At 66.1% G+C, this 19,431-nt stretch carries 8 protein-coding genes, 1 tRNA gene and 3 rRNA genes; 9 read left to right on the forward strand and 3 right to left on the reverse strand.

Annotated elements, in window-relative coordinates; genetic code table 11:
* Positions 1-20: 20 nt before the first annotated feature.
* Together OHS33_RS26750 and OHS33_RS26755 are read right to left on the reverse strand one after the other, a co-directional pair.
* Positions 21-587 (reverse strand): PH domain-containing protein, encoded by a 567-nt coding sequence (locus tag OHS33_RS26750; protein ID WP_330332951.1) that lies wholly within the window; start codon positions 585-587, stop codon positions 21-23.
* A gap of 104 nt (positions 588-691) precedes the next feature.
* Complete coding sequence (locus OHS33_RS26755; RefSeq protein ID WP_330332952.1) at positions 692-931, reverse strand: hypothetical protein; 240 nt, start codon at positions 929-931, stop codon at positions 692-694.
* Positions 932-1,159: 228 nt separating this feature from the next.
* Here OHS33_RS26755 and thyX point away from each other — a divergent pair, with 228 nt between their 5' ends.
* The 8 genes from thyX to OHS33_RS26795 all read left to right on the forward strand — a co-directional run bounded on the left by thyX (position 1,160) and on the right by OHS33_RS26795 (position 11,051).
* Complete coding sequence (thyX, locus tag OHS33_RS26760) at positions 1,160-1,900, forward strand: FAD-dependent thymidylate synthase (protein ID WP_330332953.1); 741 nt, start codon at positions 1,160-1,162, stop codon at positions 1,898-1,900.
* Positions 1,901-2,147: 247 nt separating this feature from the next.
* Positions 2,148-3,047, forward strand: coding sequence for a 4-hydroxy-tetrahydrodipicolinate synthase (dapA, locus tag OHS33_RS26765; RefSeq protein ID WP_330332954.1), 900 nt, complete (start codon positions 2,148-2,150; stop codon positions 3,045-3,047).
* A gap of 153 nt (positions 3,048-3,200) precedes the next feature.
* Complete coding sequence (locus tag OHS33_RS26770) at positions 3,201-4,886, forward strand: ribonuclease J (protein ID WP_330332955.1); 1,686 nt, start codon at positions 3,201-3,203, stop codon at positions 4,884-4,886.
* A gap of 637 nt (positions 4,887-5,523) precedes the next feature.
* Positions 5,524-7,048 (forward strand): 16S ribosomal RNA (locus tag OHS33_RS26775).
* Between the two features lie 287 nt (positions 7,049-7,335).
* A 23S ribosomal RNA gene (locus OHS33_RS26780) occupies positions 7,336-10,457 on the forward strand.
* A 74-nt stretch (positions 10,458-10,531) separates the two neighbouring features.
* Positions 10,532-10,648, forward strand: a 5S ribosomal RNA gene (rrf, locus tag OHS33_RS26785).
* Together the 16S, 23S and 5S rRNA genes with 1 tRNA gene alongside form the textbook arrangement of a ribosomal RNA operon.
* A 5-nt stretch (positions 10,649-10,653) precedes the next feature.
* A tRNA-Thr gene (locus OHS33_RS26790) sits at positions 10,654-10,729 on the forward strand.
* Positions 10,730-10,850: 121 nt separating this feature from the next.
* Positions 10,851-11,051 (forward strand): hypothetical protein, encoded by a 201-nt coding sequence (locus tag OHS33_RS26795; protein WP_330332956.1) that lies wholly within the window; start codon positions 10,851-10,853, stop codon positions 11,049-11,051.
* Between the two features lie 25 nt (positions 11,052-11,076).
* Here the strand turns inward: OHS33_RS26795 and OHS33_RS26800 are convergent, their stop codons facing one another.
* Positions 11,077-13,635 (reverse strand): SpoIIE family protein phosphatase, encoded by a 2,559-nt coding sequence (locus OHS33_RS26800; RefSeq protein ID WP_443065470.1) that lies wholly within the window; start codon positions 13,633-13,635, stop codon positions 11,077-11,079.
* A gap of 188 nt (positions 13,636-13,823) precedes the next feature.
* Here OHS33_RS26800 and OHS33_RS26805 point away from each other — a divergent pair, with 188 nt between their 5' ends.
* Positions 13,824-19,391 (forward strand): HAMP domain-containing protein, encoded by a 5,568-nt coding sequence (locus tag OHS33_RS26805; protein WP_330332958.1) that lies wholly within the window; start codon positions 13,824-13,826, stop codon positions 19,389-19,391.
* Positions 19,392-19,431: the final 40 nt, after the last annotated feature.

Consider the following 19,431-nt stretch of genomic DNA (forward strand, 5'->3'; position numbering starts at 1 on the left):
GCGTGTCCGGTGCCGGGGGCTCAGCCCACCGGGACGGACCGGTACTCCTCGGCCCAGGCCTCGAGGACGCCCGCGGCGCGGTCGAAGGCCTCGCTCCGGGCCAGGAAGTCCGCGCTGTGGTCGGTGAGCAGCACCGGGTCCGGAGCCGTGGCCCCGTCACGCGCGGCCACGGTCAGCGCCTGGCCCTGCACCGTGCGGGGCAGGCCCAGCCAGCGCACCGGCTGCTGCACCGTGCGGACCTCGCCGACCTCGGACCAGGGGATGGAGCGGGTCGAGAAGAACGACACCCGGCGCAGCCCCGTACGGCTCACCCAGACGCCCGCGCGCAGCATCCGCAGCGAGGTCCCGATGACCGCGAGCGCGGCGGCGGCACAGACGGCGGCCCCGGCCCACGCGCCCGCGAACGCGATGATCATCGTCGCGAGCAGCATGAACGAGGACACCAGGAGCAGCAGGGCCGCGATGGCCACCCGCCAGGGGCCGGGCCGGTAGGGCCGCCGCCAGCGGTCGGGATCGTCGTGGGGGAGCGCCGCGTCGGCGTCGTCCTCGCCGTCGAGGTGTTCGGCCGTCAGGAAGGGCAGGGGCACGGCTGATCCTCACTCACATGCACGTTCGGTAGGGCAGTGCCGGTGAGGCTACCCAGTCCGGTCTCGGCCGACCACCTCAGGGGGGCCGGACGGGTCGGGACGGCTCAACGCCCTTCGGAGGCCTCGGACTGCTGGGTCTTCTCGGGTGCCTTGTGCGGCTGCAGTGCGGGCATGCCGAAGAGCAGCGAGCCGACGAGCCCCGCCACCACGGTCAGTCCGACCAGACTACGGGCGGCGATCTGCCCGAAACCGAGACTCTCGCGTGGCGGCGGGGTGACGTTGCTGCGGAAACGGTCGGCCTCGGCGACGAAGGCAAACGGGACGGGTTCGCGCCGGCGGAACATAGGGGCGGCTCTCCTCACGATCGGGCCCTTGGGGCCGGGCGGCGAGCTGGGTGGTCGCCACTACCTGTAAGGACGCTCGGCGGGGCGAAACGGTGCCGGATTTCGGCAATTTAGCGGAACTTTATGGCTGGGAGTCAGTTGTGGAACGGTCTGCGCCTTGTCCGGGGACCGCCGCCGGGCGCCGTAGAGTGGTCGCGCCCCAAGCGATGCCCTTTGGAAGGACCCCCGGTGAGCGAGACCGCCGCTTCAGAACTGAAACCCAGCTTCCGCAGTGACGTCACGGTGGAGTTGGTGAAGCACTCCGCCGCCGACTCCGACGTGCTGTGGGCGGCGCGGGTCTCCACGGCCGGCGAGCAGTCCCTGGAGGAGCTCCAGAAGGACCCCGAGCGGTCCAAGGGCCTGATCAACTACCTGATGCGGGACCGCCACGGCAGCCCCTTCGAGCACAACTCGATGACGTTCTTCATCAGCGCCCCGATCTTCGTGTTCCGCGAGTTCATGCGGCACCGCGTGGGCTGGTCCTACAACGAGGAATCGGGCCGCTACAGGGAGCTGGAGCCGGTCTTCTACGTCCCGGACGCCGAGCGCAAGCTCGTCCAGGAGGGCCGCCCCGGCAAGTACGTCTTCGTCGACGGCACGGCCGACCAGCAGGAGCTGACGGGCCGCGTCATGGAGGACTCGTACCGTCAGGCGTACGAGGCCTACCGGGAGATGCTCGCGGCGGGCGTCGCCCGCGAGGTGGCCCGCGCGGTGCTGCCGGTGGGGCTCTTCTCCTCCATGTACGCCACGTGCAACGCCCGCTCGCTCATGCACTTCCTCGGCCTGCGCACCCAGCACGAGCTGGCGACGGTCCCGTCCTTCCCGCAGCGGGAGATCGAGATGGTCGGCGAGAAGATGGAACAGCACTGGGCGTCGCTGATGCCGCTGACCCACGCGGCCTTCAACACCAACGGCCGTGTGGCTCCGTAACACCGGAATCCCGTGCGCCGCCCGGGACGTACGCATGTACGGAGTCTTGACCGAAGTGTCCGTATTGCGACGTTTCGTAAAGTTCATCTAGGCTGATCAAACGGACCCGGCACTGCTTGAACCCCCGAGCAGGCAGTGCCGGGATCCAACACCATCCGGCCACCATCCGGCCTTCCGGGGTCGGCACCCCCCTGTTGACGTCCCCCGAGGGGACACCGCGAGCGTGGCAGCGAGTAGCGTGTTACCCATGGCTCCGATCTCGACTCCGCAGACCCCCTTCGGGCGGGTCCTCACCGCCATGATCACGCCGTTCACGGCGGATGGCGCACTCGACCTCGACGGCGCGCAGCAGCTCGCCGTCCACCTGGTGGACGCAGGCAACGACGGCCTGATCATCAACGGGACCACCGGTGAGTCCCCGACCACCACCGACGCGGAGAAAAACGACCTCGTACGAGCCGTTCTCGAAGCGGTCGGGGACCGCGCGCACGTGGTCGCCGGCATCGGCACCAACGACACCGCCCACACCCTTGAGCTGGCCCGCCAGGCCGAGCGCACCGGCGCCCACGGCCTGCTCGCGGTCACCCCGTACTACAGCAAGCCGCCGCAGGAAGGCCTCTACCGGCACTTCACGGCGATCGCGGACGCCACCGGGCTGCCGGTCATGCTCTACGACATCCCCGGCCGCAGTGGTGTCCCGATCAACACCGAAACCATCGTGCGTCTCGCCGAGCACCCGCGTATCGTCGCCAACAAGGACGCCAAGGGTGACCTGGGCCAAGCCAGCTGGGCCATCGCACAGAGCGGCCTGGCCTGGTACTCCGGCGACGACATGCTGAACCTGCCCCTGCTGTCCGTGGGCGCGGCCGGTTTCGTCTCCGTCGTGAGCCACGTGGTCACCCCCGAGCTGCGCTCCATGCTGGAGGCCTACCTCGGCGGCGACGTGCAGAAGGCGACCGAGATCCACCAGAAGCTGCTCCCGGTCTTCACCGGCATGTTCCGCACGCAGGGCGTCATCACCACCAAGGGCGCACTGCACCTCCAGGGCCTGCCCGCGGGCCCGCTGCGACTGCCGCTGATCGAGCTGACCGCCGAAGAGACGGCCCAGCTCAAGATCGATCTTGCCGCCGGCGGGGTACAGCTCTGACACCGGCCCCGACGCCGGACACCACAGACTTCACAACTGAATACGCAGTACCAGCAACACCCACAAGACACACAGCAAGTGCACCAGTGCACGAATGACATGCCCGCCACGTGCCTTCGTAGGTACGTGGCGCGTGTGGTTGAGGAGATACTTTTGAGCCATCCGCATCCTGAACTCGGCCCGCCGCCGAAGCTCGCCAAGGGCGGCCTCCGGGTCACCCCCCTGGGCGGTCTCGGCGAGATCGGCCGCAACATGACCGTCTTCGAGTTCGACGGTCGCCTGCTGATCGTCGACTGCGGCGTCCTCTTCCCCGAAGAGGAGCAGCCGGGCATCGACCTGATCCTGCCGGACTTCTCGTCCATCAGGGACCGGCTCGACGACATCGAGGGCATCGTCCTCACGCACGGCCACGAGGACCACATCGGCGCCGTCCCGTACCTCCTCCGGGAGAAGCCGGACATCCCGCTGATCGGCTCCAAGCTGACGCTGGCCCTCATCGAGGCGAAGCTCCAGGAGCACCGCATCCGCCCCTACACCCTTGAGGTGAAGGAAGGCGAGCGCGAGAACCTCGGCCCCTTCGACTGCGAATTCGTCGCGGTCAACCACTCCATCCCGGACGCCCTGGCCGTGGCCATCCGCACCGGCGCCGGCATGGTCGTGTGCACCGGTGACTTCAAGATGGACCAGCTCCCGCTGGACAACCGGCTCACCGACCTGCACGCTTTCGCGCGTCTGAGCGAAGAGGGCATCGACCTCCTCCTCTCGGACTCGACGAACGCCGAGGTCCCCGGCTTCGTGCCGCCCGAGCGCGAGATCTCGGGCGTCCTGCGCACGGTTTTCGCGAACGCCAACAACCGGATCATCGTGGCGAGCTTCGCCAGCCACGTGCACCGCATCCAGCAGATCCTCGACGCCGCCCACGAGTACGGCCGCCGGGTCGCCTTCGTCGGCCGTTCGATGGTCCGCAACATGGGCATCGCCCGCGACCTGGGCTACCTGAAGGTCCCGGCCGGTCTCGTCGTCGACGTCAAGACCCTCGACGACCTGCCGGCCCACGAGGTCGTCCTGGTCTGCACCGGCTCGCAGGGCGAGCCGATGGCCGCGCTGTCCCGCATGGCCAACCGCGACCACCAGATCCGGATCGTCCCGGGCGACACCGTGATCCTGGCGTCGTCCCTGATCCCGGGCAACGAGAACGCGGTCTACCGCGTGATCAACGGCCTGACCCGCTGGGGCGCCAACGTCGTCCACAAGGGCAACGCCAAGGTGCACGTCTCGGGCCACGCCTCGGCCGGCGAGCTGCTGTACTTCTACAACATCTGCAAGCCGCGCAACCTCATGCCGGTCCACGGCGAATGGCGCCACCTGCGCGCCAACGCCGAGCTGGGCGCGCTGACGGGTGTCCCGAAGGACCGCATCGTCATCGCCGAGGACGGCGTGGTCGTCGACCTCATCGACGGCAAGGCCAAGATCACCGGCAAGGTCCAGGCCGGCTACGTGTACGTCGACGGCCTCTCGGTCGGCGATGTCACCGAGGCCTCCCTCAAGGACCGCCGCATCCTGGGCGACGAGGGCATCATCTCGGTCTATGTCGTGGTGGACAGCACCACCGGCAAGATCGTGAGCGGCCCGAACATCCAGGCCAGGGGCTCCGGCATCGAGGACTCGGCCTTCGCCGCGGTCCTGCCGAAGATCGAGGAGTCCATCGCCCGCGCAGCCGCGGACGGCGTCGCGGAGCCGCACCAGATCCAGCAGCTCATCCGCCGCACCATGGGCAAGTGGGTCTCGGACGGCTACCGCCGCCGCCCGATGATCCTCCCCGTCGTGGTCGAGGTCTGACGCTCTCCGTAGCGACCTCGTAGCGTCATCACTGGAGCGGGGCAACCGGATTTGCATCCGGGGGCCCCGCTCCAGTACGTTTACGTCTCCCGCCTCGAAGGAACCCCCGAGCACTCACGTGTCCGGGCGCACCCGCGAGCGGGCGGGTAAAACAGCCCAGGGAAACCTGATATGGTCTGAACCGCCCGAAAGGGAAAGGCCCCCAACGGCCACCGAATTCCAATTCAACTCCGGTAAACGGAGCGGGAAGAGAATCTGGTAGAGTTGGAATCGCCGGAAAGGGAAACGCGAAAGCGAAAACCTGGAAAGCGGAACCCGCTTCGACCGGGAATCGGACACGAGAGAGTCTGATAGAGTCGGAAACGAAGAACGAAGCCCGGAGGAAAGCCCCAGTAGTGATACTGCGGGTGAGTACAAAGGAAGCGTCCGTTCCTTGAGAACTCAACAGCGTGCCAAAAATCAACGCCAGAAGTTGATACCCCGTCCACTTCGGTGGATGAGGTTCCTTTGAAAAAGACCTGTGAGGCCTTCGGGTGCTTGCAGGCAACCACAACAGCGAGGACGCAGTGGACGGTCGGCCATATTCCGGCATGACTGTCCCGCTCAACGCGAGTGGGCACCCGATTACGGGTAAACATTCACGGAGAGTTTGATCCTGGCTCAGGACGAACGCTGGCGGCGTGCTTAACACATGCAAGTCGAACGATGAAGCCCTTCGGGGTGGATTAGTGGCGAACGGGTGAGTAACACGTGGGCAATCTGCCCTTCACTCTGGGACAAGCCCTGGAAACGGGGTCTAATACCGGATAACACTCCTGCCTGCATGGGCGGGGGTTAAAAGCTCCGGCGGTGAAGGATGAGCCCGCGGCCTATCAGCTTGTTGGTGGGGTAATGGCCTACCAAGGCGACGACGGGTAGCCGGCCTGAGAGGGCGACCGGCCACACTGGGACTGAGACACGGCCCAGACTCCTACGGGAGGCAGCAGTGGGGAATATTGCACAATGGGCGAAAGCCTGATGCAGCGACGCCGCGTGAGGGATGACGGCCTTCGGGTTGTAAACCTCTTTCAGCAGGGAAGAAGCGAAAGTGACGGTACCTGCAGAAGAAGCGCCGGCTAACTACGTGCCAGCAGCCGCGGTAATACGTAGGGCGCAAGCGTTGTCCGGAATTATTGGGCGTAAAGAGCTCGTAGGCGGCTTGTCGCGTCGGATGTGAAAGCCCGGGGCTTAACCCCGGGTCTGCATTCGATACGGGCAGGCTAGAGTGTGGTAGGGGAGATCGGAATTCCTGGTGTAGCGGTGAAATGCGCAGATATCAGGAGGAACACCGGTGGCGAAGGCGGATCTCTGGGCCATTACTGACGCTGAGGAGCGAAAGCGTGGGGAGCGAACAGGATTAGATACCCTGGTAGTCCACGCCGTAAACGTTGGGAACTAGGTGTTGGCGACATTCCACGTCGTCGGTGCCGCAGCTAACGCATTAAGTTCCCCGCCTGGGGAGTACGGCCGCAAGGCTAAAACTCAAAGGAATTGACGGGGGCCCGCACAAGCAGCGGAGCATGTGGCTTAATTCGACGCAACGCGAAGAACCTTACCAAGGCTTGACATATACCGGAAACGGCCAGAGATGGTCGCCCCCTTGTGGTCGGTATACAGGTGGTGCATGGCTGTCGTCAGCTCGTGTCGTGAGATGTTGGGTTAAGTCCCGCAACGAGCGCAACCCTTGTTCTGTGTTGCCAGCATGCCCTTCGGGGTGATGGGGACTCACAGGAGACTGCCGGGGTCAACTCGGAGGAAGGTGGGGACGACGTCAAGTCATCATGCCCCTTATGTCTTGGGCTGCACACGTGCTACAATGGCCGGTACAATGAGCTGCGATGCCGCGAGGCGGAGCGAATCTCAAAAAGCCGGTCTCAGTTCGGATTGGGGTCTGCAACTCGACCCCATGAAGTCGGAGTTGCTAGTAATCGCAGATCAGCATTGCTGCGGTGAATACGTTCCCGGGCCTTGTACACACCGCCCGTCACGTCACGAAAGTCGGTAACACCCGAAGCCGGTGGCCCAACCCGTAAGGGAGGGAGCTGTCGAAGGTGGGACTGGCGATTGGGACGAAGTCGTAACAAGGTAGCCGTACCGGAAGGTGCGGCTGGATCACCTCCTTTCTAAGGAGCATATAGCCGACTGCGAGCGAATGACTCGCACGGTTGCTCATGGGTGGAACGTTGATTATTTGGCGCGATCAGACCTGACGGTCTTCAAGTACTGCTTCGGCGTGGAAAGAAGATTCTGATGGGTGGTCGTGCCTGGCACGTTGTTGGGTATCTGAAGGTACGGCCGTGAGGTTGTGCTTTCTGCGATGCCGGCCCCAGTGAACTCGCCAGCTTGTCTGGTGGGGTGATGGGTGGCTGGTCGTTGCTTGAGAACTACACAGTGGACGCGAGCATCTGTAGGCCAAGTTTTTAAGGGCGCACGGTGGATGCCTTGGCACCAGGAACCGATGAAGGACGTGAGAGGCCGCGATAGGCCCCGGGGAGCTGCCAACTGAGCTTTGATCCGGGGGTGTCCGAATGGGGAAACCCGGCAGTCGTCATGGGCTGTCACCCACTGCTGAACACATAGGCAGTGTGGAGGGAACGCGGGGAAGTGAAACATCTCAGTACCCGCAGGAAGAGAAAACAACCGTGATTCCGGGAGTAGTGGCGAGCGAAACCGGATCAGGCCAAACCGTATGCGTGTGATACCCGGCAGGGGTTGCGCATGCGGGGTTGCGGGAATTCTTTTGATCGGTCTGCCGGCCGGTCGGCGAGTCAGAAACCGTTGATGTAGTCGAAGGACATGCGAAAGGTCCGGCGTAGAGGGTAAGACCCCCGTAGACGAAACATCAGCGGCTTGCTTAAGAATCTCCCAAGTAGCACGGGGCCCGAGAAATCCCGTGTGAATCTGGCGGGACCACCCGCTAAGCCTAAATATTCCCTGGTGACCGATAGCGGATAGTACCGTGAGGGAATGGTGAAAAGTACCGCGGGAGCGGAGTGAAATAGTACCTGAAACCGTGTGCCTACAAGCCGTGGGAGCGTCGCTCATTGAGTTTACTCAATGGGTCGTGACTGCGTGCCTTTTGAAGAATGAGCCTGCGAGTTAGCGGTGTGTAGCGAGGTTAACCCGTGTGGGGAAGCCGTAGCGAAAGCGAGTCCGAATAGGGCGATTGAGTTGCACGCTCTAGACCCGAAGCGGAGTGATCTAGCCATGGGCAGGTTGAAGCGGAGGTAAGACTTCGTGGAGGACCGAACCCACCAGGGTTGAAAACCTGGGGGATGACCTGTGGTTAGGGGTGAAAGGCCAATCAAACTCCGTGATAGCTGGTTCTCCCCGAAATGCATTTAGGTGCAGCGTCACGTGTTTCTTGCCGGAGGTAGAGCACTGGATAGGCGATGGGCCCTACCGGGTTACTGACCTTAGCCAAACTCCGAATGCCGGTAAGTGAGAGCGTGGCAGTGAGACTGTGGGGGATAAGCTCCATGGTCGAGAGGGAAACAGCCCAGAGCATCGACTAAGGCCCCTAAGCGTACGCTAAGTGGGAAAGGATGTGGAGTCGCAGAGACAACCAGGAGGTTGGCTTAGAAGCAGCCACCCTTGAAAGAGTGCGTAATAGCTCACTGGTCAAGTGATTCCGCGCCGACAATGTAGCGGGGCTCAAGCGTACCGCCGAAGTCGTGTCATTGCAGCAATAGGGCCAACGCCCGCTGTGATGGGTAGGGGAGCGTCGTGTGCCGGGTGAAGCAGCAGCGGAAGCTAGTTGTGGACGGTTCACGAGTGAGAATGCAGGCATGAGTAGCGATACACACGTGAGAAACGTGTGCGCCGATTGACTAAGGGTTCCTGGGTCAAGCTGATCTGCCCAGGGTAAGTCGGGACCTAAGGCGAGGCCGACAGGCGTAGTCGATGGACAACCGGTTGATATTCCGGTACCCGCTTTGAAACGCCCAATATCGAATCCATTAATGCTAAGGCCGTGAAGCCGTTCCGGACCCTTCGGGGAAAGGAAAGTGGTGGAGCCGCTGATCCAAGGTGGTAGTAGGTAAGCGATGGGGTGACGCAGGAAGGTAGTCCAGCCCGGGCGGTGGTAGTCCCGGGGTAAGGGTGTAGGCCGTGTGATAGGCAAATCCGTCACACATTAAGGCTGAGACCTGATGCCGAGCCGATTGTGGTGAAGTGGATGATCCTATGCTGTCGAGAAAAGCCTCTAGCGAGTTTCATGGCGGCCCGTACCCTAAACCGACTCAGGTAGTCAGGTAGAGAATACCGAGGCGTTCGGGTGAACTATGGTTAAGGAACTCGGCAAAATGCCCCCGTAACTTCGGGAGAAGGGGGCCATCACTGGTGATCGGATTTACTCCGTGAGCTGGGGGTGGCCGCAGAGACCAGCGAGAAGCGACTGTTTACTAAAAACACAGGTCCGTGCGAAGCCGTAAGGCGATGTATACGGACTGACGCCTGCCCGGTGCTGGAACGTTAAGGGGACCGGTTAGTCACATTTCGGTGTGGCGAAGCTGAGAACTTAAGCGCCAGTAAACGGCGGTGGTAACTATAACCATCCTAAGGTAGCGAAATTCCTTGTCGGGTAAGTTCCGACCTGCACGAATGGCGTAACGACTTCTCGACTGTCTCAACCATAGGCCCGGTGAAATTGCACTACGAGTAAAGATGCTCGTTTCGCGCAGCAGGACGGAAAGACCCCGGGACCTTTACTATAGTTTGATATTGGTGTTCGGTTCGGCTTGTGTAGGATAGGTGGGAGACTTTGAAGCAGCCACGCCAGTGGTTGTGGAGTCGCCGTTGAAATACCACTCTGGTCGTGCTGGATGTCTAACCTCGGTCCGTGATCCGGATCAGGGACAGTGTCTGATGGGTAGTTTAACTGGGGCGGTTGCCTCCTAAAGAGTAACGGAGGCGCCCAAAGGTTCCCTCAGCCTGGTTGGCAATCAGGTGTTGAGTGTAAGTGCACAAGGGAGCTTGACTGTGAGACCGACGGGTCGAGCAGGGACGAAAGTCGGGACTAGTGATCCGGCAGTGGCTTGTGGAAGCGCTGTCGCTCAACGGATAAAAGGTACCCCGGGGATAACAGGCTGATCTTCCCCAAGAGTCCATATCGACGGGATGGTTTGGCACCTCGATGTCGGCTCGTCGCATCCTGGGGCTGGAGTCGGTCCCAAGGGTTGGGCTGTTCGCCCATTAAAGCGGTACGCGAGCTGGGTTTAGAACGTCGTGAGACAGTTCGGTCCCTATCCGCTGTGCGCGTAGGAATATTGAGAAGGGCTGTCCCTAGTACGAGAGGACCGGGACGGACGAACCTCTGGTGTGCCAGTTGTCCTGCCAAGGGCATGGCTGGTTGGCTACGTTCGGGAGGGATAACCGCTGAAAGCATCTAAGCGGGAAGCCTGCTTCAAGATGAGTATTCCCACCTCCTTGAGAGGGTAAGGCTCCCAGTAGACGACTGGGTTGATAGGCCAGATGTGGAAGCCCGGTAACGGGTGGAGCTGACTGGTACTAATAGGCCGAGGGCTTGTCCTCAGTTGCTCGCGTCCACTGTGTTAGTTCTGAAGTAACGAACTGTGCCATATCCGGTTTGGTTAACTTCATAGTGTTTCGGTGGTCATAGCGTTAGGGAAACGCCCGGTTACATTTCGAACCCGGAAGCTAAGCCTTTCAGCGCCGATGGTACTGCAGGGGGGACCCTGTGGGAGAGTAGGACGCCGCCGAACAACCCGCCCTTTTAGCTCAGTCGGTAGAGCGTCTCCATGGTAAGGAGAAGGTCAACGGTTCGATTCCGTTAAAGGGCTCCAACAAAGAAGGCCCCCGCCATTGGCGGGGGCCCTTTTGCGTTCCAGGGGGTTCCCGTCCCCCTGTCAAGCCCCGAATCTTCGGGCCGTGACCAGGGTCGGCGTTCGGGGCGCAATGGGACTCATGAACATCGAACGCTTCCGACACCTCGTCCACGCCTCCAAGACGGACCTGTCCGCAGAGGGCGCCTCCCCGTCGAACCCCCGGCCCGCCGCGGGCTCCGCTCACGATGCCGCCGATGCCGTCGCCCGGGGCAGCGAGCCCGGGTCCTGGGAGATGGCGGCCCCGTCGTTCATGATCGTGTCGCTGCTGCCCCGGAAGTAGGAGCCGAGAGGGGGTGACGGCGTTCTCAGTCGCTTTCGCGCTGGTGGGGGACGCGGAAGGCGAGGATGGCCATGTCGTCCGAGGCCGGTTCGGCGGCGAAGCGTTCCACGGCGCGCAGGACGCGGGCCGCGACCGCGCCCGCGGTGAGGCCGGTGCAGGTGGTGAGGACTTCGGTGAGGCCGTCGTCGCCCAGCATCCTGGTGCCCTCCCGGCGTTCGGTCACGCCGTCCGTGACGCAGAGCAGGACGTCGCCCGGGTCCAGGGTGAGGGTCTGTTCGTAGAGGTCGAGGTCCTCGATCACGCCGAGCAGGGGCTGCGGTTCCGCGGCCGGGACCACCTCGCCGTTCGGGCGCAGGCGGAGCGGGAGCGGGTGGCCCGCGCAGACGACCTTCATCAGGGCGCCGCCGTCCGGCTGCGGGTGGAGCTCGCCGTAGAGCAGGGTGAGGAAGCGGCTGCGGGCGCCCTCGTCCAGGATGGCCGCGTTGAGCCGCTGCAGGACGGCCGGGCCGCCGAGGCCCTCGCGGGCCAGCAGGCGCAGGGCGTGCCGGGCCAGGCCGGTGACCGCCGCCGCCTCGGGGCCCGTACCGCAGACGTCGCCGATGGCGAAGCCGTACACACCGGCGCGGATCGGGAAGACGTCGTAGAAGTCGCCGCCCACCTCATTGCCCTCGCCGGCCGCGCGGTAGATGACCTCGACCTCCATGCCGGGGATGGCGGGGGAGCCGGGCGGCAGGAGGCTGCGCTGGAGGGAGCGGCTGATCGCGGTGCGCTCGGAGTACAGCCGGGCGTTGTCGAGGGCGAGGGCGGCCCGGCGCGAGAGGTCCTCGGCGAGTTCGAGGATCTCCTGGCGGAAGTGCTCCTCGCTGGGCTTGCCGAGGGTGAGCAGGCCGATGACCCGGTTGCGGGCCATCAGGGGCAGGACGACGGTCTCGCCGCCGACCGCGACGGAGGCCTCGGGCCACGGGCGGGCGCCCGCCTCGCGCAGGGCCTCGGGCGGGGAGACGCGGGACAGCAGGATCTTGAGGTCGTCGATGCGCTCCTCGTCCTCGTGCAGGACGAAGGAGAGGAAGGGGTCCGAGGACTGGTCGGCGATGGTGTAGACGGCGCACCAGGTGGCCAGGGTCGGGACGGTCATCTGGGCCATCAGCGCCAGGGTCTGGTCCCGGTCGAGGGTGCCCGCGAGCAGGTCGGAGGCTTCGACGAGGAAGGAGAGCGAGCCGCGGCGCAGGCGTTCCAGTTCGCCGAGGCGGGCGGATTCGACGGCCAGGGCGATCCGGTCGGCGGCGAACTGGAGGCGCAGGGCGTCCTCGTTGGTGTAGCGGTCCGGGCCTTCGGCGGCGATGCCGAGGGAGCCGGTGAGCCGGCCCTCGACCTTGAGGGGGACGGTGATCGCGGAGCGCATGCCGGTGGATTCGAGGAGCGGGACGGCGCCGGGGACGGCGGCCAGGTCGTCGTGGACCGCGGGCATCCGGGCGGAGCCGTACCGGTTGGTGCCGGCTTCGACGGGGACGCGGGCGAAGCGCTGGCGGGTGGAGGGCAGGCCGGTGGTGGCCCGTACCTCCAGTTCGGTCTCGTCGTCGGTGGCCAGCAGGAGGAAGGCGGAGTCGGCGTCGAGGAGGTCGCGGGCGCGTTCCACGGTGCGCTGGAGCAGGCCGTCGAGGTCGTCGGGGGCGGGGGAGCCGATGAAGATCTCGAAGGGGTCGGCGGCGCGCGGTTCCGTGAGCATGCCGCCGTCGGCGGGGATCCGGACGGGGGTCTGGAGCAGGGCCCGCTCGTCGTCGTGGACGAGCAGGCAGACGATGGACGGTTCGCCGTGCGCGTCGCGGACGCGCAGGTGGGAGGCGTAGACGGGGATGACGCGGCCGTCGGCGCCGCGGATGCCGTAGCTGCCCTCCCAGCGGGACAGGCGCAGGGCCTCGGCGATGCCGGTTCCGGTGCCGGGGGTCTGCGGCCAGGCGGCCAGTTCCGCGAGGGGACGGCCGATGGCCTTCTCGGCGGCGTGGCCGAAGATGTGCTCGGCGTCCTCGTTCCAGGCGGTGACCTGGTCGGCCGCGTCGATCTGGACGACGGCGACCCGTACCCGGCTGTCGGCCAGGGGCAGCAGCTGGTCGGGGACGACCGGGCCCGCGGAGCGGGTACCGACCGGACGGTCCGGGAGGTCGAGGCGGAACCACACGTGTTTGTGGGTGGCCGTGTACTCGACGCCCCAGCGGGTGGCGAGGGCGGCGCACAGCATCAGGCCGCGGCCGCTCTCGCGGTCCGGGTCGGCGTAGGGCCGTTCTCCCGGGTACTCCAGCGGGAGGGCGCGTTCCGGATAGCGGTCGGCGACCTCGACCCGGACGCCGTCCTCGGTGCGCAGGCACAGGACCTCGGCCCGGGTTCCGGCGTGCACCACGGCATTGGTGACCAGCTCGCTGGTGAGCACCACCGCGTCGTCGACGATGTCCGCGAAGCCCCAGCCCTGGAGCGTGTCGCGGACGAAGGCGCGGGCGGCGGCGACCGAGCGCCCGAGGGGGTCGAAGCTGGCAGCGGCCCGTGCCGTGATCACAAGTCTCCTCCGACGCGGTTGGACATCGGGTGCCAGGTTACTTACCTTCGCGGTCGGTGCGGTGCGGTCGTCGGGTATTCCCCCCACAGGGTGTGGACCGTGTGCGAAGGTGCCGAAGTGTTATGGCCTGGTTCGGCGGGGGTGAAACACTGGGCAGGCTTGGAGAGCCGGGTCGCGTGGAGTCAGGACCCGGTGGTGCGGTCGACCCTTTCGGGAGGGACACGGTGGAGTCTGGCGTAGCGGCGCGCAGGACAGGTGCGCGTGCGAAGGGCGGACGGTCCCGGCGGGGCAGCACGACCGAGGTCGATACGGCGGCGCTGAACCGGCTGCTCACGGCCCTGGTGTCGATGCGGGACGGGAACTTCCGCAAGCGGCTGACCGTGTCCGGCGACGGGGTGATGGCGGAGATCGCCGCCGTCTACAACGAGGTCGCCGACCGCAATCTCCACCTGACCGGTGAGCTGTCGCGGGTCCGGCGGATGGTCGGGCGCGAGGGGAAGCTGAGCGAGCGGCTGGAGACGGGGGCCTGCGAGGGCTCCTGGGCGGCCGCGATCGACGCCTCGAACCAGCTGGTGGACGATCTGGCCCGGCCGGTGTCCGAGGTGGGCCGGGTGCTCTCGGCGGTCGCCGAGGGTGATCTGGACCAGCGGATGGACCTGCGGACCCAGGCGGCGGAAGGGGTGGGGCACCCGCTGCGCGGGGAGTTCCTCAAGATCGGCCGGACGGTCAACAACCTGGTCGACCAGCTTTCGGCGTTCACCGACGAGGTGACCCGGGTGGCGCTGGAGGTCGGTACCGAGGGCAAGCTCGGCGGTCAGGCCCAGGTGCGCGGAATGTCCGGTTCCTGGAAGGACCTGACCGATTCCGTCAACACCATGGCGTACCGGCTCACCGCCCAGGTGCGTGACATCGCTCTCGTCACGACGGCGGTGGCGAAGGGCGACCTGTCGCGCAAGGTCACCGTGCACGTGGCCGGCGAGATGCTCCAGCTGAAGAACACCGTGAACACGATGGTGGACCAGCTGTCGTCGTTCTCCTCCGAGGTGACGCGGGTCGCCCGCGAGGTGGGGACCGAGGGCGAGCTGGGCGGCCAGGCGAAGGTGCCCGGGGTCGCGGGCGTGTGGAAGGACCTGACCGACTCGGTCAACACCATGGCGGGGAACCTGACCGCCCAGGTGCGCGGGATCGCGCAGGTGACGACCGCGGTGGCCAGCGGTGATCTGTCGCAGAAGGTGACGGTGAGCGCGCGCGGCGAGGTGGCGCAGCTCGCCGAAACGATCAACCAGATGACCGAGACGCTGCGGACCTTCGCGGACGAGGTCACCCGGGTGGCGAGCGAGGTCGGCGCGAAGGGCCTGCTGGGCGGTCAGGCGCAGGTGCCGGGGGCGGCGGGGACGTGGAAGGACCTCACCGATTCGGTGAACACGGTCTTCCGCAACCTCACCACGCAGGTGCGGGACATCGCGCAGGTGACGACGGCGGTCGCGAACGGCGATCTGTCGCAGAAGGTCACGGTGAACGTGGCCGGCGAGATGCTGGAGCTGAAGAACACCGTCAACACGATGGTGGACCAGCTCCAGTCCTTCGGTTCGGAAGTGACGCGGGTGGCCCGTGAGGTCGGCGTCGAGGGCGAGCTGGGCGGTCAGGCGCAGGTGCCGGGGGCGGCGGGGACGTGGAAGGACCTCACCGACTCGGTGAACACCGCCTTCCGCAACCTGACCGGTCAGGTCCGCAACATCGCGCAGGTGACCACGGCGGTGGCCAACGGCGACCTGTCGCAGAAGGTCACCGTGGACGTCTCCGGCGAGATGCTCCAGCTGAAGAACACCGTGAACACGATGGTGGACCAGCTGTCGTCCTTCGCCGACCAGGTCACGCGGATGGCCCGGGACGTGGGCACGGAGGGCCGCCTCGGCGGTCAGGCGCGGGTGGAGGGGGTGTCCGGCACCTGGAAGGAGCTGACCGACTCGGTCAACTTCATGGCCGGGAACCTGACCTCCCAGGTGCGCCAGATCGCCCAGGTGACGACGGCGGTGGCGCGCGGCGACCTGTCGCAGAAGATCGACGTGGACGCGCGCGGCGAGATCCTGGAACTCAAGAACACCATCAACACGATGGTCGACCAGCTCTCCGCCTTCGCCGAGCAGGTGACCCGGGTCGCCCGGGACGTGGGTACGGAGGGCCGGCTCGGCGGTCAGGCGCAGGTGCCCGGCGTGGCCGGCGTGTGGCGCGACCTGACCGATTCGGTGAACGGCATGGCCGGGAACCTGACCTCGCAGGTGCGCAACATCGCGCAGGTCGCCACGGCGGTGGCGCGCGGTGACCTGTCGCAGAAGATCGACGTGGACGCCCGGGGCGAGATCCTGGAGCTGAAGAACACCCTCAACACGATGGTGGACCAGCTCTCGAACTTCGCGGAGCAGGTGACCCGGGTCGCCCGCGAGGTGGGCACCGAGGGCATCCTGGGCGGTCAGGCCGAGGTGAAGGGGGTCTCCGGCACCTGGAAGGACCTCACCCAGTCGGTCAACTTCATGGCGAACAACCTGACGTCGCAGGTGCGCAACATCGCCGAGGTGACCACGGCGGTCGCGATGGGCGACCTGTCGAAGAAGATCACGGTCGATGCCAAGGGCGAGATCCTGGAGCTGGTGACGACCGTCAACACGATGGTCGACCAGCTGTCCTCCTTCGCGGAGCAGGTGACGCGGGTGGCGCGCGAGGTGGGCTCCGAGGGCATCCTCGGCGGCCAGGCTCGGGTGCGCGGGGTGACCGGCATCTGGAAGGACCTGACCGACAACGTCAACCTGATGGCCAACAACCTGACCTCGCAGGTGCGCAACATCTCGCAGGTCTCGGCGGCGGTCGCCAACGGCGATCTGACGAAGAAGGTCACCGTCGAGGCGCGCGGCGAGGTCGCGCAGCTCGCGGACACCGTGAACACCATGGTCAAGACCCTGTCGTCGTTCGCCGACGAGGTGACCCGGGTGGCCCGCGAGGTGGGCACGGAGGGCCGGCTCGGCGGTCAGGCGCACGTGCCCGGGGTCTCGGGGACCTGGAAGGACCTCACCGATTCGGTGAACTTCATGGCCTCCAATCTGACCGGTCAGGTGCGGCAGATCGCCATGGTCACGACCGCCATCGCCAAGGGCGACATGACCAAGAAGATCGACATCGACGCCCGCGGCGAGATCCTGGAGCTGAAGACCACCATCAACACGATGGTCGACCAGCTGTCCTCCTTCGCGGACCAGGTGACCCGGGTCGCCCGCGAGGTGGGCACCGAGGGGATCCTGGGCGGTCAGGCCCGGGTCCGGGACGTCGACGGCACCTGGCGCGACCTCACGGAGTCCGTGAACGAGATGGCCGGGAACCTGACCCGGCAGGTACGGGCCATCGCGGCCGTGGCCACCGCGGTGACCCGCGGCGACCTGAACCTCAAGATCGACGTGGACGCGGCGGGCGAGATCCAGGTCCTCCAGGACAACATCAACACGATGATCGCCAACCTGCGCGACACCACCTTGGCCAACAAGGAGCAGGACTGGCTGAAGGGCAACCTGGCCCGGATCTCGGCCCTCATGCAGGGCCGCCGGGAGCTGGACGACGTCGCCTCGCTGATCATGAGCGAGCTGACCCCGGTGGTCTCCGCGCAGCACGGCGCGTTCTTCCTGGCGCTGCCGTCCGGCGCGGCCACCGAGATCGGCGCCGACGGTGTGCAGGACGGCCCGTACGAGCTGCGCATGCGCGGCAGTTACGCGTACGCGGGCGGTTCCATGCCGACCTCGTTCCGGCCGGGGGAGGGGCTGATCGGGACGGTCGCCGAGGAGAAGCGGACCATCCTGGTCGAGAACACCCCGCCCGGCTACCTGAAGATCTCCTCGGGGCTGGGCGAGGCGCCGCCCGCCCATGTGATCGTGCTGCCCGTGCTGTTCGAGGGGAACCTGCTGGGCGTCATCGAGCTGGCGTCGTTCCAGCCGTTCACGCAGATCCAGAAGGACTTCCTCAGCCAGATCGCCGAGATGATCGGTACGAGCGTCAACACGATCAGCGTCAACTCCAAGACGGAGATGCTGCTCAAGCAGTCGCAGGAGATGACCGAGCAGCTGCGCGAGCGCTCCGACGAGCTGGAGAACCGGCAGAAGGCGCTCCAGGCCGCCAACGCGGAACTGGAGGAGAAGGCCGAACTGCTGGCCCAGCAGAACCGGGACATCGAGGTGAAGAACACCGAGATCGAGGAGGCCCGGCAGGTCCTGGAGGAGCGCGCCGAGCAGCTCGCGGTCTCGATGCGCTACAAGTCCGAGTTCCTGGCGAACATGTCGCACGAGCTGCGCACCCCGCTCAACTCGCTGCTGATCCTGGCCAAGCTGCTCGCCGACAACGCGGACGAGAACCTCTCGCCCAAGCAGGTCGAGTTCGCCGAGACCATCCACGGGGCGGGTTCGGACCTGCTCCAGCTGATCAACGACATCCTGGACCTGTCGAAGGTCGAGGCGGGCAAGATGGACGTCTCGCCGACGCGGATCGCGCTGGTCCAGCTCGTGGACTACGTGGAGGCCACCTTCCGGCCGCTGACGGCGGAGAAGGGCCTGGACTTCTCGGTGCGGGTCTCGCCGGAGCTGCCGGCCACCCTGCACACCGACGAGCAGCGGCTGTTGCAGGTGCTGCGCAACCTGCTGTCGAACGCGGTGAAGTTCACCGACGGCGGCGCCGTGGAGCTGGTGATCCGGCCCGCCGGGGCGGACGTGCCGCAGGCGATCCGGGAGCAGCTGCTGGAGGCCGGTTCGCTGCGGGAGGCGGACGCGGACCTGATCGCCTTCTCGGTGACCGACACCGGGATCGGGATCGCGGCCAGCAAGATGCTGGTGATCTTCGAGGCGTTCAAGCAGGCGGACGGTACGACGAGCCGCAAGTACGGCGGCACGGGGCTCGGGCTGTCCATCAGCCGGGAGATCGCGCGGCTGCTGGGCGGCGAGATCCACGCGGCGAGCGAGCCGGGGCGCGGCTCCACCTTCACGCTGTACCTGCCGCTGCACCCGAGCGAGCTGCCGCCGCAGGGCTACGCGCAGCCCGCGCCCGGTGGCCGCGGGGACCTCTACCGCAGGGCCGCCGAGGTGGCTTCGGCGCTTCCGGTGATGCCCCAGCTGCCCGCGGCGCCGGCGACTCCGGCGGGGCCGGCCGTGCCCGTACAGCCGGTGTCGGCGCTGTCGGCGCCCGCGCCGGGGGCCGGGGTGCGGGCCGGGTCCGACGGGGGGCACGGGCACGGCGGCGCGACGCTGTTCCGGCGGCGCCGCAAGGCGATGGGCGAGCCCGGCGCGCGGCCCGGGCTGCTGGGCGCGCAGAGCGGTGCGCAGGGGATCGAGGACGACTGGGGCGGCGTGGAGGACGATCTTCCGGTGGTGCCCCGGACGTACGACTTCCACGGCGAGAAGGTGCTCATCGTCGACGACGACGTCCGCAACGTCTTCGCGCTGACCAGCGTGCTGGAGCAGCACGGGCTGGCGGTGCTGTACGCGGAGAACGGGCGCGAGGGCATCGAAGTGCTGGAGCAGCACGATGATGTGACGGTCGTTCTGATGGACATCATGATGCCGGAGATGGACGGGTACGCCACGACATCGGCGATCCGGCGGATGCCGCAGTTCGCGGGGCTGCCGATCATCGCGCTGACGGCGAAGGCGATGAAGGGGGACCGGGAGAAGGCGATCGACTCCGGGGCTTCCGACTATGTCACCAAGCCCGTCGATCCCGACTTCCTGCTGTCGGTGATGGAGCAGTGGATGCGCGGCAAGTGATCGACTGCGGAGCGAAGAGATACCAATTGCTGACTCAGTG

It is taken from the genome of Streptomyces sp. NBC_00536 (genome assembly GCF_036346295.1).
GTDB lineage: Bacteria > Actinomycetota > Actinomycetes > Streptomycetales > Streptomycetaceae > Streptomyces.

Excerpts from the sequence above, each read along its gene's own strand:
- OHS33_RS26755 (WP_330332952.1), bottom strand. The coding sequence starts at position 931 with ATGTTCCGCCGGCGCGAACCCGTCCCGTTTGCCTTCGTCGCCGAGGCC.
- dapA (WP_330332954.1), top strand. The coding sequence starts at position 2,148 with ATGGCTCCGATCTCGACTCCGCAGACCCCCTTCGGGCGGGTCCTCACC.
- OHS33_RS26795 (WP_330332956.1), top strand. The coding sequence starts at position 10,851 with ATGAACATCGAACGCTTCCGACACCTCGTCCACGCCTCCAAGACGGAC.